Genomic DNA, 13,632 nt, shown 5'->3' with positions numbered 1-13,632 from the left:
CGCCGCCCGCCCCGATCTCATCGCCACGATGGTCGCGGTGTCGGTGCCCCACCCGGGAGCGTTCCTGCGCGCGATGCTCAGCAGCGGTCAGCTCCCGCGCTCGTCCTATATGGGGCTGATCCAGCTGCCGGTGCTGCCCGAGCTGGTGATGCGGCGGATGCGGCGGCGGATGGACCGCATCCTGGTCCGCTCGGGGATGTCGGCCGAGGCGATCGCCCGCGTGTACACCGAGGTCATCGACGCGGGCGCGCTCACCACGGCCCTGCACTGGTATCGCGGCCTGCCGTTCACCGGTCCGGGCGCCGCGCGGGGTCGGGTGGAGGTACCGGTGACGCATGTGTGGAGCACCGGTGACCCGTTCCTGACCCGGCGCGGCGCGGACCTGTCCGGCCGGTTCGTCACCGGTGACTACCGCCTCGCCGTCCTCGACGGCTCGCACTGGTTGCCCGAGGAACACCCGGCTGAGCTGGCCGAGCTGATCATCGAGCGCGCCGAGTCGGGCGGGCCGTCATCCGATCGGCGAGGAGGCCAGCGCCCGTAGGGCCGGGATCAGCGGGGCGCGGCGCATCGCGCGCACGGCCAGCTGCTCGAGGATCCGGCCCCGCACGCCCGGCCATTCGTCGTTGAGGATCGAATAGAACGCGGTGTCGCGGACCGCGCCGTCGAGCCCGCGCGAATGCGCCCGGCGGATGCCGTCGCTGACCGCGCCGAGGCGTTCGATGGCCGCGCGCGAGCGCAGGTTGCGGGCGTCGGCGCGCAAGGTGACCCGGCGCACGCCCCAGCTGTCGAAGGCGTGGGTGAGCAGGGAGAGTTTGGCGTCGAGGTTGACCTGGCCGCCGCGCGCGGCCGGGGTGAGCCAGGTGTTGCCGATCTCGACGGCGTCGGGGATCGCCCCGCCGGGGGCGGCGGTGACCGGTTCGGCCGACAACGGCCAGGTCAGCGGCCCCTGCCAGTAGTCGAGGCGGGTGAATCTGGTCGCCCCGACCACGCAGTCGTCGGCGCCGGTGACGATCGCGAAGGCCAGTGCGGAACCGGCCAGCTGCGCGGCCTCGGCCTGGAACACATAGGTGCGCGCCTCCTGTTCACCGTGCGGGACGACGGTGAACCCGGCCTCGAGCGCCGCCGCCGCGGCGATCAGGCCGGGAATGTGGTGGGGCGCAAGGGGTTCCAGCCGGGTGATGCGGCCGTGGAGGATAACGGGTGCGGGCATGGTGACCAGCGTCCTTCGTCTGAGGGGGTCACCGAATGCACGAGGGCGTGGATCTTCACGCGGCACGTGATTCGGCGAAGCGACACGAACGATCCAGCAGCATCGAGAAAAACTCAGATGCAAGATAGCCGACCGGAAGCCATACGCGGAATGAACCCCGCAGATGTCGTGAGCGGAAAGTTTCGAGACCGGTGTGGCTGTGCTGTGACGGGCGCTGTGAGCGGCGGAATCCGTTCGTGGCCTGCTGTTTCCGGGCCGACCCCCGGCTCGCGCGGTCACGGTGTCGTGTCAGGGGTCTGAGCGGGTACCAAGTGCGTCGCGGTGTGCGTCAGAGCACGTTTTCGCTGTTCAGGCTCATAACGTTTCCGTAAATGACACCGGTGTAGGCATACTGGGCGAATGTCCAGTTGTACTGGGGTTCTGCCAGGCCCGACGCGTGTTCGCGCAGGGTGTAACACTCGTTATCGTTTCGTGTCGAACTGCTGTTCGATATGACCCAGATCACACCGCCTGTAATCTGACACCGGGAGCTGCCAAGCTCGTAGTAGCTGAACGTTAACCGTTCGTGATCGTCAACCGGTCGACACGGCCTCGGCATCGTGAGCGCCCCGCCAGTGCGGGGATCATCTATCGGCCGCGTCGGTACGGCTGTCCGGAAGGGGCGTTATGAGCAGCATCTACTTCGAACCGAACAGCAACCTTTCAGTTACCACTCGTCGTCGTCGCGCCGCCACGCACGAGGCCGACGACGCGTCGGTGCTCGGCGCGCCCTGCCTGATCATCGGTCTGGTGCTGGTCGGCCTCGGGGTGGCCGGGCTGCTGCGCCTGGGCGACTGGGTGGACAACTACGGGCCGGTGTTGGTCGTGCTGGCCTATGTCCTCTACATGGCGGCGGCGCTTCGGCTCGTGCTGTGGGGTGCGGTAACCGTCCGGTCGCTGCATCGCCGATAAGGGCAAATCAGACATGCGGTAGTCACGGTTCGACAAATGGACGATGTCGAATGACTACCCGAATACTTCGCAGTACTTCGCACCGCCACGGCGGGCACCGCGCATTCGGTCACCGACAATTCCGGCAACAGGGTTCTGATCGGGTAATTGTTCCCACGCAGGGGGTGGGACCACATTTCTCGAGCGCCGGATACCCCCGATCGCTAACGAATTGACGGCAGATTTCGAGCTATCGCGGTTCTTCGGAGCTCGATTAAGGTGCAGTAATCGACCTACTCCATCGGCGGAGGTGTGGACATGCCCGATTCGCATCGTGGACCCAACGACAAGGAACCGGAGCGGCCAGGCGCCGTACTCAATCCATCCGAGCCCGCGGCCACACCCAGTAGAGACAAGCTGATCGAGCCCGATAGCCACACCCCCGTCCGGGTGCCCCACACGGTCGAGGACGACGCCGGAAAGGCGGTGGTCTCGCCCGTGACCGAACCTCCGGCCGCGGCCCCACCCGACTCGCCCGAACGCGTGGCGATGCGGGCCAGGATCAAGAAGTTCGTGCTCACCGTGGTCGTCATCGCCGCGCTCGGCGGTGCGCTGTTCGGCTACGACACCGGCGTCATCTCCGGCGTGCTGGTCTACCTCACGCCCGACTTCGGCCTGAGTCCCACCCAGGTCGGCGTCATCACCAGTTCGCTGCTCATCGGCGCCGCGATCGGCTCGATCACCGGTGGCTGGATGGCCGATCGGTGGGGCAGGCGGGCCACCCTGCTGTTCGCGGGCGGGTTGTTCTTCGTCGGCGCGATCGCCCAGGCGCTGGCGCCCGACGCGACCGTCATGATCATCACCCGCCTGTTCCTCGGCATCGCCGTCGGTACCGCCTCGCTGGTCGTGCCGATGTACGTCTCCGAGATCTCCCCGCCGACCTATCGCGGTCGACTGGTGTCGATGAACTCGTTGATGATCGCCAGCGGTCAGCTGCTGGCCTACATCGTCAACGCGTTGCTCGCGCCCACCGGGAATTGGCGGCTCATGCTCGCCATGGCGGCCATTCCCGCCGCCGCCCTCGTGGCCGGTATGTATTTCATGCCGGATTCACCGCGGTGGTATCTGAAGCAGGGTCGCGACAAGGACGCGCGCAAGGTCCTGGAAAAGTCCTATTACCCCGAGGACGTCGAACCCACGATCAAGCAGATCAAGCAGACCGAAGCCGCCGACGCGGCGGTGAAGGACAGCCTCAGCGATCAATTGCGTAAACCGAAGGTGCGCGCGCTGTTCTACACCGGTATCGGCCTGGCGCTGATCCAGCAATTCGTCGGTGTGAACACCGTCATCTACTACGCGCCCTCGACGCTGACCAAGGCCGGCCTCGGCGACAACGCGGCCATCACCTCCTCGATCGGTATCGGCATCGGCGCGGTGGTCGGTGTGGTCGGGGCGATGGCGCTGGTCGACAAGATCGGTAGGCGCCCGCTGATGTTCATCGGCCTGTCGATCATGGTCGTGGCGCTGGTCGGGATGGGCCTGATCGAACGGCTCACCCAGAGCACCACCACCGGCTACGTCCTGCTGGCGCTGATGATCGTCTACGTCTCCTCGTTCCAGCTCGGCGTCGGTGTGCCCACCTGGTTGCTGCTCGCGGAGATCTTCCCGGCCCCGATCCGGGCCACCGCGATGAGTATCTGCACCTTCCTGATCTGGATGGGCAACTTCACCGTCTCGCTGGTGTTCCCGCCGCTGGGCGATCTGTGGGGCGCCTCGACGATGTTCTTCATCTTCGCGGTGGTCTCGGTGGTCTCGCTGGTGTTCTGCTACCGGCGGGTGCCCGAGACGATGGGCGAGACCCTCGACGACATCACCGCCAAGGCCGAGAGTTGACCCTTCGCGCGTAGGCTGACCAGGTGAAGCAACTGTGAAACACCTGACCGTCGGCGTCGTCGCGACCTCTCGCAAGGAAAACGAATACCGGTTGGGCATCCACCCAGCGCACTTCGATCGCATCGACCCCGCCCTGCGCGGTCGGATCTATCTCGAGCACGGCTACGGTGACCGCTTCGGTTACCCCGACGAAGTCCTCGCTCCACTCGTGGCAGGCCATCGCACTCGCGAAGAACTCTTCGCCGAGTGCGATGTGCTGTTACTGGCCAAACCATTGGCCGACGATCTGGCGCAGATGCGCCCCGGCACGATCGTGTGGGGCTGGCCGCACTGCGTGCAGGACCAGCGGATGACCCAGCTCGCGGTGGATCGCGACCTCACGCTGATCGCCTGGGAGGCGATGAACCACTGGACGAAATCCGGCGCGTTCAACGTCCACGTCTTCCACAAGAACAACGAACTCGCCGGCTACTGCTCGGTGCTGCACGCGCTCCAATTGCGCGGTGTCACCGGCGATTACGGGCGTCGGATGCGGGCGGCGGTGATCAGTTTCGGCGCCACCGCGCGCGGGGCGGTGCGTGGGCTCTCGGCGCTGGGGATCAGCGATGTCACCGTGTTGACCCAGCGCAGCGTCTCGGCGGTGGCCTCGCCGTTCGCGTCGGTGCGGATGCAGCATTTCCAGCGTGATCCGGCGGTGCCGGGCCGCACCCTCGAACTCGCCGCCCCCGAGCCGGGGCCGCTGGCGCAGATGCTGGCCAACTACGACGTGGTGGTGAACTGCATGTTCCAAGACACCGAGGACCCGCTGACCTTCGTCACCAACGATGACCTCGACTTGTTCTCGCGCGGAACGCTTTTCGTCGACGTCTCCTGCGACGAGGGGATGGGTTTCGAGTTCTCGCGCCCCACCTCGTTCACCGAACCGATGTTCACCCTCGGCGAGGACCTGCACTACTACGGGGTCGACCACAGCCCCTCCTACCTGTGGGACTCGGCCACCTGGGAGAACTCCGAGGCCCTGCTCGAGTACCTGCCGGTCGTGCTCGGCGGGCCGCAGGCGTGGGATCGCAGCGAGACCATCCGCCGCGCCATCGAGATCCGCGACGGCCGGATCCAGAATCCGCGCATCCTGTCCTTCCAGGACCGGGCGGCGCAGTACCCGTACGCGGTGCACTGAGCCGACGCTGTGCGTCGGGTTCAGCGTGGCCGATGCGGGTAAGCGCCTCCTGTAGCCCCGCTTGCGCGGTGCCCGGACGGAGGAACCGTGAACGACGACAGTTTGGTGCAGGTGCGCCGCACCGTGCCCGCCTCGATCCAGGACGTGTTCGCGGTCCTGGCCGACGGCTGGTTGTGTGCGGGCTGGGTGGTCGGCGCGTCGCATATCCGCGACGTGGACCGTGGGTGGCCGCGGGTGGGCACCCGGATCCATCACAGTGTCGGGCCGTGGCCGTTCACGGTCGAGGACGTGACGGCGGTGCGCGCGGTGGATCCGCCGCACAGTCTCGAGCTCGACGCGCGCGCGTGGCCCTTCGGCGCGGCGGTCGTGCGGCTCGACCTGCGCGCGACCGCGCCAGGGACGACCGAGATCGTGATGGGTGAGCGGGCGGTGCGTGGTCCGGGGCGGCTGCTGCCGCGGGCGGTGCAGGAACTGCTGCTCCGGCCGCGTAATCGGGAGTCGCTCGCGCGGCTGAGCGATCTCGCCGTCGGGATGAGTCGCAGCGAGGCCGACGCGCCGTGAACGCGGCGCGGCGGTCACGCCTCGGTCGGCTCCGGCACGAGGCCGAGTAGGCCGAGGGCGAAGTCGGCGTAGGTGGTGGCGATCTGTTCGGGGGTGGACGGGCCGTCGAGGCGGAACCACTGGGGCAGCGCGGTGCACATGGTCGCGATGGCGCGTCCGGCGTCGCGGGCGTGGGCGCCCGGCCGGTTGGCCTCGGCCAGCGCGGCATCGATGTCGGCATCGAGTAGATACTGGATCTCGTTGCGCGACATCGTGATCCGGGTGCGGTCGGCGGGTTCGAGGCTGCGCATCTCGCTGGCGCCGATGAAGGCCAGTTCGCGACGGTGGGTGTGGAACAGGGCCAGGGCTTCGACGGTGCGGATCAGTCGTCGGCGCGCGTTCGGGGCGTGCTGTCGGGCCGCGCGCACCCGGCGGTGGAGTTCGTCCATGGTGAGGTCGAGGGCGCGGACGAGCAGGTCCTGCTTGTCGCGGTAGTGGTGGTAGACGCCGGGGACGCTCATGCCCGCGCGCTGGGCGATCGAGCGCATGGTGGCGCCGTGGTAGCCGGTGTCGACGAAGGAATCGATGGCGGCGGACAGGACGGGGTCGATATCGAGCGGGGGGAATTCGCGCCAGTGCTCGGTGGGATCGGAAAGCGGTGCGGGGGAGTGTGATTCGTCCGCACCACGACTCCGGTGGGGAGTGGCGTCCGGTGTCCGACGACGCGGTGGGGGAGTGGGCTGGTACTCGTCGTCGAGCAGGTGGGAGGCCCACACGTCGAGCACCTCGGCCAGGCAGATCAGTCGGGCCACCGAGGGGGCGGTCTTGCCGTTCTCGATCGCGCTCAGCGTGGCCGGGCTGACACCGATCCGCTGTGCCGTCGTCCGCAGCGACAGCCCCGCCGCGTTCCTCGCCTGCCGCACGCGTGTCCCCACCGCGCGCCGATCGAACGTCGCGGGCGCCGGTGGTCGGGCTGGTTGCGCGTCGGCTCGCGCGCCCGGTTCCCTCGGCGGGCTCGCTGTCCCGAGGTGGTCGGTCTCGGTCGAATCCCGCGCCTTCGCGGCGCTCGGTTCGATCTGTCGCGGATCCATGTGTTCAGAATATCTGAACATCGCCGATTGCTCACCCAGGCCTGTTGACAGGGCTGTTCTGCTCGTGTCACTGTCGTAGTACCCTATTCGCCGAGCGATCGTTCGGCGACCGAGCCGAGGAGTTGGCCCCGTGGCGATCGAGCTGTCCCATCCGCCGCACGTGCGCGAGCTGGTCGAGCGCACCCGCGTGTTCGTGCGTGAACAGGTACTCCCGATCGAAGACGCCCACGACGGCGACATCACCGCGGCCGGCGGCGAGAAGCTGCGCCTGGAACTCCAGCAGGCGGCGCGTCAGGCCGGTGTGTTCGCCCCGCACGCGCCCGTCGAATACGGCGGCCACGGCCTGAACATGTCCGATCGCGCGCCGGTCTTCGAGGCGGCGGGCTACTCGCTGTTCGGCCCGACCGCGCTGAACATCGCCGCGCCCGACGAGGGCAACGTCCACATGCTCGCCCACATCGCCGACCCGGAGCAGAAGGAACGCTTCCTCGCCCCGCTCGCGCGCGGTGACGTGCGCTCGGCCTTCGCCATGACCGAACCGGCGCCCGGCGCGGGCTCGGATCCGTCCGCGCTCACCACCCGCGCGGTCCGCGCCGACGGCGGGTGGCGCATCAGCGGCCACAAACTGTTCATCACCGGCGCCGACGGCGCGGGATTCTTCATCATCATGGCGCGCACCTCCGGCGAACCGGGTCAGCGCGGCGGCGCCACCATGTTCCTCGCCCCCGCCGACAGCCCCGGCATCCGGGTGGGCCGCCACCTCGACACCCTCGACAAGTCGATGATCGGCGGGCACTGCGAGGTCTTCTTCGACGAGTTGCTGGTGCCGGAGTCGGCCGTGCTCGGCGAGGTCGATCGCGGTTTCGAGTACGCGCAGGTGCGGCTCGGTCCGGCCCGGATGACCCATGTGATGCGCTGGCTCGGCGCCGCCCGGCGCGGCCACGAGGTCGCGGTGGGCTACGTCGCGCAGCGCGAGGGCTTCGGCTCGCGCCTCGGCGATCTGGGCATGGTCCAGAAGATGATCGCCGACAACGAGATCGACATCGCCGCCACCCGGGCACTGCTCACCCGCGCGTGCTGGGAACTGGATAACGGCGAGCCCGCCGCGAACGCCACCTCCATCGCGAAAACCTTTGCCGCCGAAGCGATCTTCCGCATCGTCGACCGCAGCATGCAGATGTGCGGCGGCCTCGGCGTCTCCGCGGATCTGCCGCTGGCGCGACTGTCGCGGGAGGTGCGGCCCTTCCGCATCTACGACGGTCCCTCCGAGGTGCATCGGTGGGCCATTGCCAAGCGCGCGGTGAGCGCGGCCAAGCGTGCGAAGCGAGAATCCGAATGACACTGCCCGGCATGGATATTCCGGCGCTCGAACAGTATCTGCGCGATCAGGGTGTCGACGTGCGCGGTGAGTTGCGGGTGGAGTTGATCTCCGGTGGCCGGTCCAATCTCACCTTCGCCGCCGCCGATGACGTCTCGCGCTGGGTGGTGCGCCGACCGCCCGTGGCCGGGCTCACGCCCTCCGCGCACGATATGGCCCGCGAGTACACCGTCACCAGCGCGTTGCAGAATTCCGCTGTGCCCGTGGCGAAGACGATCGCCTTCGACGCCGAGGGTGTCGCGCTCGGTGCGCCGATGACCGTCGTGGAATTCGTCGACGGCACCGTGGTCCGCGATCAGGACGACCTGGCGGCGCTGTCCGACGCGCAGGTCGATTCCAGCGCGAACGCCCTGGTGCGCGTGCTGGCCGACCTGCACGCCGTCGATCCCGCCGCTGTCGGCCTCGAAACGTTCGGGCACCCCGCGGGTTTCGTGGCGCGGCAGGTGAAACTGTGGGCCTCCCAGTGGGAAATTGTGAAGACCCGCGAGCTGCCCGATGTGGCCACCCTGCACGCCGCGCTGGCCGCGGCGATCCCGGAGAACTCGGCCGCCTCGATCGTGCACGGCGACTTCCGCATCGACAACACCATCCTCGACAGCGCCGACCCGAACAGTGTTCGCGCCGTGGTCGATTGGGAGCTGTCCACCCTCGGTGACCCGCTCACCGACGTCGCCCTCATGTGCGTGTACCGCGCCCCCATCTTCGACGTCATCCTCGGCTCCCGCGCCGCCTGGACCAGCCCTCGCCTGCCCACCCCCGACGACCTTGCCCACACCTACGCCACCGCCGCGGGCCGCGACCTGAACCACTGGGGTTTCTACCTGGCCCTGGCCAACTTCAAACTCGGCATCATCGGCGAAGGCATCACCCACCGCGCCCACCGGGGCTCCGCCACCGGCTCCTCCGCCGACCGCGCGGCCGAGGCCACCCCGGAATTCATGGCCGCCGGCCTGCGCGCCCTGCGCGAGTACGCTCGGTAGCTCAGCTCTCGCAGGTCGGCGACTCCACCTCACCGATGCACTTGTCGATATTGTTGCCGCCGGTCACGGTGTCGCGCCCGCCCGCGCCGTCGAGGGTGTCGTTGCCGTTGCCGCCACTGAGCGTGTCGTCCCCGGCGCCGCCGGTGATGTCGTCGGCCCCGACCCCACCGCCGACCACGCTCGGCCGGTTGGTGTTGTTGAGGAACCGGTCGTTACCGAGCCCGAGCTGAACATTGAGGGTGCTCACGCCCGGACAACGCACCGAGGAATCGTTGATCCGGGAGCATCCCGAATCGCTGCCGTTGAAGATCTGCGCGTTCCGGCTGATCACCACCACCGCGTTTCCTTCGGCCCGGATCTCGATGTCGTCGGCGAAATCACTACCGGTCATCCGCAATTCGGAACCGTTGAGCACCACACCGACGGTGGTCGCCGCGTAGGCGGGTGCCGCGAGCATCGAGCCGAGGGCGAAACCGCCGAGGAGGACGGCCGCGGACACGGCGAATCGACGAGAATTCATCTGGGAAGGGCCTTTCGAGACTGTCGGACGGCCACTGCGCTCGCCCGTACCTCGACATCCACGACCGACCGACCACCTCGGTTCAATCCTCGGTGCGCGAGGTGGCGCGGTATGCCCCGGGGGTGACACGGTGCGCCCGTTTGAACGCCGCCGCGAAGGCGATGTCGGAGCCGTAACCGACCTGGTGGGCGATGGCGGCGATGGTGGCCCGCTGATCGCGCAGCAACACCCGGGCGCGCTGCATTCGCGCGGCGAGGACGTAGGCGATGACCGGTTGTCCCATCCGTTCGGTGAAGCGCGCCGCGAACGTGGCCCGTGACACCCCGGCGACGGCGGCGAGTTCGGCGATGGTCCAGGATCGGGCGAGGTCGGCGTGCAGTGCGCGCAGGGCCGGGGCGAGCACGGCATCGTGTGAACCGCGCAGCCACCCCGGCTGATCGAGGGTGTCGGCGCAGTGGCGGAAGCTGCGGATGATGAGCGCGTCGGAGAGCCGAGCCATCACGATGTCACTGCCGGGTCCACCGTCGCGGGCCTCGGCGGCGAGCGCGTCGAGGTAGGGGCGCAGCCACGGCGCCACGGCCCCGTCCTGCCCTGGAATGTGGATCAACGTCGGAAACCCTTGGAGTGCGGGATGTTCGACCTCGCCGACCAGGAACGCGCCGCACAGGATCACCGTCGACGACGCGTGCGGCGCAGGCGACGAGGTGGCGATCCGGGCCACGGGTCGGGTATCGAGCGGACCGGCGCCGGGAGAACGGAGGATGTGCGGGTCGGCGCGCGGCAGCATCACCAGATCGCCCGTGCGCAGGCTCGTCACGGTGCCGTCGTGCCGGACGAGCTCGCACTCGCCGTGCAGGACCACATGAACGCCCCGCAGTGCCGCCTGGTCGAACGACAGTCGGAAGGGACGATCGAGTTCGAGTCGGCGATAGGCGACACTCTCGAGTCGGAGCTCGCCGAGCACCGTGCCCATCAGGTCGGTCATGTCAGACGCTCGATTAGTCGAAGTGGACGATGATGTATAGATAGTCCTGTCGGTGGGACCTAGCGTCAAGGGCATGAGTAGTGAGGACGCCGTCGTGATGGACGGGATCGCCCAGGTGAAGCTGCCGGTGACCGATGTCGTGCGTAGTGCGCGCTGGTACGGCCGGTTGCTGGGTGTGCGGTTGTGGACCGAGGTCGTCGAGGACGGGGTGCTGCGCGGGGCGGGGCTGATGGATCCGGGCGGGCGCTACAACATCGCGCTGCGGGATCGTCGCGTGTGTGCCGGTTCGCCCGATCTCACGGGGTTCGATGTGCTCGCGTTCCGGCCGCGCACGCGCGCCGACCTGGAGGCGATCGCGGACCGCTGCGATCGGCTGGGTATCGCGCGCGGGGAGATCGAGACGACCGGTGCGGGTGCGCGTTTGGACGTGCCCGATCCCGACGGCACGGTTGTCCGGTTCTATCAGTTCGAGCTTCCCACCACGGATTTCCTCGGTGTGGAGTTCGCGAACGGCGTCGAAATCGGGTTCTACGCGACCCCGCGCATCGATCACTGAGGGCGCAGGAGGGTGCGTTCGGCGGTGGTGGTGAGGCGGTCGATGGCTTCGTCGACGGTGAGATTGCGGTCGGTGAGGAGTAGGTCGAGGCTTTCGAAGCTGGTCAGGGTCCACAGGACGTCGGCGGCCCAGTCTTCGGTGACGTCGGGGCGCAGGAGGTCCTGGGCGGCGAGGCGGTGGGCGAGGTGGGCGATGCCGCCGCGGCGGTCCTGTTCGAGTGCGCGGACGGCGTCGGCGGCGGAGGAGGGGTCGAGGCGGTCCATCGCGTGCAGGACGCGGTAGATCTCGAGGTCGCCCGCCTTCATTCGGCTGGCGGCCTCGATCGCGCCGCGCAGGTGGGTGCGGGCGTCGTCGGCGGCCACGGCGGCGGTGAGGGCGGGCAGGCCGGTGCGGGCCGCGAGGTCGGCGACGAAGGCGTCGAAAAGTCCTGCGCGGGAACCGAAGGCGACGTAGATGGTCGAGCGCGAGGTGCCCGCGGTCTTGGCGACCTTGTCCAGGCTCAGCGGGTCGGTCGGCGCCTCGCGCAGTTGCTGGGCGACCGCGTCGATGATGCGTCGACGGGTCTGCTCGGCGGCTTCGGCGCGGGCGTCCTGGTCGTACTTGCGCTTGGTCATGAACCATATCCTGTCATATTTCGATTGACATACTGTCCGATGAAAGAGCATCCTTTTCATCGGACAGTATGTCTTTCGAAAAGGAGTTGGTATGGGCACACTCGATGCTCGGCACTGCGGCTACGCGCTGGGCGCGCTGTGGCCGGCAGGTCTGCTGCTCGTCCTGGTCAAGGTCGAGTTTTCGCAGGTCAGTACGGTATTCTTCGCCGTGGCGGCCGCGCTCTACGCCGGGGTCGGGGCAGTGTTGATCCGCAGGCTCTACCGCGCGGGCCAGGCGCCCGCCGCCACGCTGGCCGCCGCGGGCATCGGGCTGTTCGCCGTGGTGGGCTTCGCCGGTGAGCCGACCGCCGTGCGCCCGTCGGCGATGCTGCTCAACACCGCGATCCTGTTCGTGGTGGCCGTCGCGCTACTGCTGGGCATGGTGGGGCTGTCGGTGCGGTTCCGCACGTCGCCGAGGATGTCGACGGTGGTGCCCGCACTGGTGCTACTGCTGCTCGGGACCGGCGGGTTCCTGCTGAATCTGCTGGCAAGAGTCGCGATCGTGCTGGTCGGCGCCGACGGGCAGCAGCTCGCGGTCGAACACACCCACTGGCAGGCCGCGAACTACCTGCGCGGCCTACCCGGGCCCGCGGACTTCGTCGGCTACACCCTGGTCTGGCTGGACCTGGTGCAGCTCGCCTACCTGGTCACCGGCTATCTGGCGGCCGCCGCGCTGGCCTGGCTGACGGTCCGATCCCGCAGGGCCGCAACAATTCTCGTCACCGCCGGCCTCGGCCTGGCGAGCATGCTGACGATCGGCGCCGTCGCCGCGATCGCGCTGCCGCACTCGGCCGACGCCGTGCCCGCCACCATCGCCTTCGTCACCAGCATTCCGTTCATGGCGACATTGATCCCTTTCGCCCTCGCGGCCGTACTCCTCACCGAGACAGTCGATTCCGACCGCACGCACCCTTCAGGAGTGAAATGAACTACGTAGCACTGATCGTCGCGGGACTGCTCGCGGCCATGATCGGCGGTTCCGCGCTCGCCACGCTCACGCGCAGGCAGAGCATCGTCGACCTCGCGCGCGAGGTGGGGTTTCCGACCGAGCACCTGTGGGTGTTGGGCACGGTGAAACTCGCCGCCGCGGCGGGCCTGTGCCTGGGGCTGCTGTGGTGGCCGCTCGGAGTCGCCGCCGCCGTCGGGCTGATCGCCTATTTCACCGCGGCCGTGGACATGCACATCCGCACCCGTCAGCGTGATGTCGCGGCGCCGATCGTCTTCCTGGTCCTGGCGACCGTGGTGTCGATCCTGCTCGTGAGCGTGAACACGTGAACGCGCCCGCCGCGCTCGACCATGTGCGCGAGCCCAAGGTCCTCGGCGTCCTCGGGGTGACGCTGCTCGACCACGGCAGCGCCGACGATTTCGCCGCGATCTACGCCCCGGACGCCGTCAACCGCCCCGGCTCCTACGCGCCGGCCTCGTGCCGGGCACGCGGTCCCGACGCCGTGCACGCCACCGCGCTCTGGTTACGCCGCGCGTTCAGCGATCTGCGCTGGACCATCACCGCCCTCGCCGCCGAGGATTCGACGGTGGTCGTGCGCACCGAGATGACCGGCCGCCACACCGGCAGGCTGGTCCTGCACGGTGAGCCTGCGCAGATCATCGCCCCCAGCGGCCTACGGTTCACCGTCAGCCGCACCTACCGATTCCGTCTTGCCCGAGGTCGCATCATCGAACGCAGCGTCGATTTCGGCGAACTCGGCCCCCGCTGACAAG

General features: G+C 68.5%; 15 protein-coding genes and 1 pseudogene. 11 read left to right on the top strand and 5 right to left on the bottom strand.

All coding sequences use genetic code 11. The features are described from left to right. Window positions 1-541 (top strand): annotated as a pseudogene (locus ACFP3H_RS07685) (alpha/beta fold hydrolase); the annotation flags it as partial. Here the strand turns inward: ACFP3H_RS07685 and ACFP3H_RS07680 are convergent. Continuing rightward, a complete protein-coding gene (locus ACFP3H_RS07680; protein ID WP_378601518.1) occupies window positions 509-1,210 on the bottom strand; it encodes a GNAT family N-acetyltransferase in 702 nt (233 codons plus the stop codon). The pseudogene ACFP3H_RS07685 and the gene ACFP3H_RS07680 sit on opposite strands and share 33 nt — an antisense overlap. Before the next feature lie 666 nt (window positions 1,211-1,876). Between ACFP3H_RS07680 and ACFP3H_RS07675 the strand changes: the two genes are divergently transcribed. From ACFP3H_RS07675 to ACFP3H_RS07660, 4 genes are all read left to right on the top strand, one after another. Next, the gene (locus ACFP3H_RS07675) at window positions 1,877-2,161 is read left to right on the top strand and encodes a hypothetical protein (protein WP_378601515.1); all 285 of its coding nucleotides are present in this window, start codon (window positions 1,877-1,879) and stop codon (window positions 2,159-2,161) included. Window positions 2,162-2,458: 297 nt separating this feature from the next. After that, complete coding sequence (locus ACFP3H_RS07670) at window positions 2,459-4,033, top strand: sugar porter family MFS transporter (protein WP_378601513.1); 1,575 nt, start codon at window positions 2,459-2,461, stop codon at window positions 4,031-4,033. A gap of 34 nt (window positions 4,034-4,067) precedes the next feature. Further along, window positions 4,068-5,210, top strand: coding sequence for a N(5)-(carboxyethyl)ornithine synthase (locus tag ACFP3H_RS07665; protein WP_378601511.1), 1,143 nt, complete (start codon window positions 4,068-4,070; stop codon window positions 5,208-5,210). Window positions 5,211-5,297: 87 nt separating this feature from the next. Next, a complete protein-coding gene (locus tag ACFP3H_RS07660) occupies window positions 5,298-5,771 on the top strand; it encodes an SRPBCC family protein (protein ID WP_378601508.1) in 474 nt (157 codons plus the stop codon). Between the two features lie 14 nt (window positions 5,772-5,785). On the opposite strand, the gene ACFP3H_RS07655 is transcribed toward ACFP3H_RS07660, so the two are convergent. Continuing rightward, window positions 5,786-6,841 (bottom strand): TetR family transcriptional regulator, encoded by a 1,056-nt coding sequence (locus ACFP3H_RS07655; protein ID WP_378601505.1) that lies wholly within the window; start codon window positions 6,839-6,841, stop codon window positions 5,786-5,788. 130 nt (window positions 6,842-6,971) lie between these two features. On the opposite strand from ACFP3H_RS07655, the gene ACFP3H_RS07650 reads away from it, so the two are divergent. Both ACFP3H_RS07650 and ACFP3H_RS07645 read left to right on the top strand, forming a co-directional pair. After that, on the top strand, window positions 6,972-8,180 hold the full coding sequence (locus ACFP3H_RS07650) for an acyl-CoA dehydrogenase family protein (RefSeq protein WP_378601502.1): 1,209 nt from the start codon (window positions 6,972-6,974) through the stop codon (window positions 8,178-8,180). A gap of 11 nt (window positions 8,181-8,191) precedes the next feature. Continuing rightward, window positions 8,192-9,199 (top strand): phosphotransferase family protein, encoded by a 1,008-nt coding sequence (locus ACFP3H_RS07645; RefSeq protein WP_378601500.1) that lies wholly within the window; start codon window positions 8,192-8,194, stop codon window positions 9,197-9,199. A gap of 1 nt (window position 9,200) precedes the next feature. Here the strand turns inward: ACFP3H_RS07645 and ACFP3H_RS07640 are convergent, their stop codons facing one another. Continuing rightward, a complete protein-coding gene (locus ACFP3H_RS07640; protein ID WP_378601498.1) occupies window positions 9,201-9,719 on the bottom strand; it encodes a calcium-binding protein in 519 nt (172 codons plus the stop codon). An 82-nt stretch (window positions 9,720-9,801) separates the two neighbouring features. Beyond that, on the bottom strand, window positions 9,802-10,704 hold the full coding sequence (locus tag ACFP3H_RS07635; RefSeq protein WP_378601496.1) for an AraC family transcriptional regulator: 903 nt from the start codon (window positions 10,702-10,704) through the stop codon (window positions 9,802-9,804). Window positions 10,705-10,777: 73 nt separating this feature from the next. Here ACFP3H_RS07635 and ACFP3H_RS07630 point away from each other — a divergent pair, with 73 nt between their 5' ends. After that, entirely contained in the window at window positions 10,778-11,260 is a 483-nt protein-coding gene (locus tag ACFP3H_RS07630) for a VOC family protein (RefSeq protein ID WP_378601494.1), read from the top strand. Here ACFP3H_RS07630 and ACFP3H_RS07625 read toward each other — a convergent pair. After that, entirely contained in the window at window positions 11,254-11,874 is a 621-nt protein-coding gene (locus ACFP3H_RS07625) for a TetR/AcrR family transcriptional regulator (RefSeq protein ID WP_378601492.1), read from the bottom strand. The genes ACFP3H_RS07630 and ACFP3H_RS07625 overlap by 7 nt on opposite strands. A 91-nt stretch (window positions 11,875-11,965) precedes the next feature. Between ACFP3H_RS07625 and ACFP3H_RS07620 the strand changes: the two genes are divergently transcribed. The 3 genes from ACFP3H_RS07620 to ACFP3H_RS07610 are packed head-to-tail and all read left to right on the top strand — an operon-like array spanning window position 11,966 to window position 13,628. Continuing rightward, window positions 11,966-12,841, top strand: a complete 876-nt coding sequence (locus tag ACFP3H_RS07620; RefSeq protein ID WP_378601490.1) for a hypothetical protein — start codon at window positions 11,966-11,968, stop codon at window positions 12,839-12,841. Then, window positions 12,838-13,188 carry a DoxX family protein gene (locus ACFP3H_RS07615; RefSeq protein WP_378601488.1) on the top strand — a complete coding sequence of 117 codons (351 nt, stop codon included), beginning with the start codon at window positions 12,838-12,840 and terminating at the stop codon, window positions 13,186-13,188. Before ACFP3H_RS07620 ends, ACFP3H_RS07615 begins: the two co-directional genes overlap by 4 nt. Next, window positions 13,185-13,628, top strand: a complete 444-nt coding sequence (locus tag ACFP3H_RS07610) for an ester cyclase (RefSeq protein WP_378601486.1) — start codon at window positions 13,185-13,187, stop codon at window positions 13,626-13,628. The genes ACFP3H_RS07615 and ACFP3H_RS07610 overlap by 4 nt, the downstream gene beginning before the upstream one ends. The last annotated feature ends 4 nt before the right edge of the window (window positions 13,629-13,632 follow it).

It is taken from the genome of Nocardia lasii (genome assembly GCF_042658545.1).
In the GTDB taxonomy this organism is placed as follows: Bacteria; Actinomycetota; Actinomycetes; order Mycobacteriales; family Mycobacteriaceae; genus Nocardia; species Nocardia lasii.
The sequence above is the reverse complement of the archived record's forward strand: the minus strand, read 5'-3'. Positions and strand labels throughout refer to the sequence as shown.

Excerpts from the sequence above, each read along its gene's own strand:
- ACFP3H_RS07625 (WP_378601492.1), bottom strand. The coding sequence starts at position 11,874 with ATGACCAAGCGCAAGTACGACCAGGACGCCCGCGCCGAAGCCGCCGAG.
- ACFP3H_RS07620 (WP_378601490.1), top strand. The coding sequence starts at position 11,966 with ATGGGCACACTCGATGCTCGGCACTGCGGCTACGCGCTGGGCGCGCTG.
- ACFP3H_RS07635 (WP_378601496.1), bottom strand. The coding sequence starts at position 10,704 with ATGACCGACCTGATGGGCACGGTGCTCGGCGAGCTCCGACTCGAGAGT.
- ACFP3H_RS07680 (WP_378601518.1), bottom strand. The coding sequence starts at position 1,210 with ATGCCCGCACCCGTTATCCTCCACGGCCGCATCACCCGGCTGGAACCC.
- ACFP3H_RS07615 (WP_378601488.1), top strand. The coding sequence starts at position 12,838 with ATGAACTACGTAGCACTGATCGTCGCGGGACTGCTCGCGGCCATGATC.
- ACFP3H_RS07675 (WP_378601515.1), top strand. The coding sequence starts at position 1,877 with ATGAGCAGCATCTACTTCGAACCGAACAGCAACCTTTCAGTTACCACT.
- ACFP3H_RS07645 (WP_378601500.1), top strand. The coding sequence starts at position 8,192 with ATGGATATTCCGGCGCTCGAACAGTATCTGCGCGATCAGGGTGTCGAC.
- ACFP3H_RS07630 (WP_378601494.1), top strand. The coding sequence starts at position 10,778 with ATGAGTAGTGAGGACGCCGTCGTGATGGACGGGATCGCCCAGGTGAAG.
- ACFP3H_RS07670 (WP_378601513.1), top strand. The coding sequence starts at position 2,459 with ATGCCCGATTCGCATCGTGGACCCAACGACAAGGAACCGGAGCGGCCA.
- ACFP3H_RS07655 (WP_378601505.1), bottom strand. The coding sequence starts at position 6,841 with ATGGATCCGCGACAGATCGAACCGAGCGCCGCGAAGGCGCGGGATTCG.
- ACFP3H_RS07640 (WP_378601498.1), bottom strand. The coding sequence starts at position 9,719 with ATGAATTCTCGTCGATTCGCCGTGTCCGCGGCCGTCCTCCTCGGCGGT.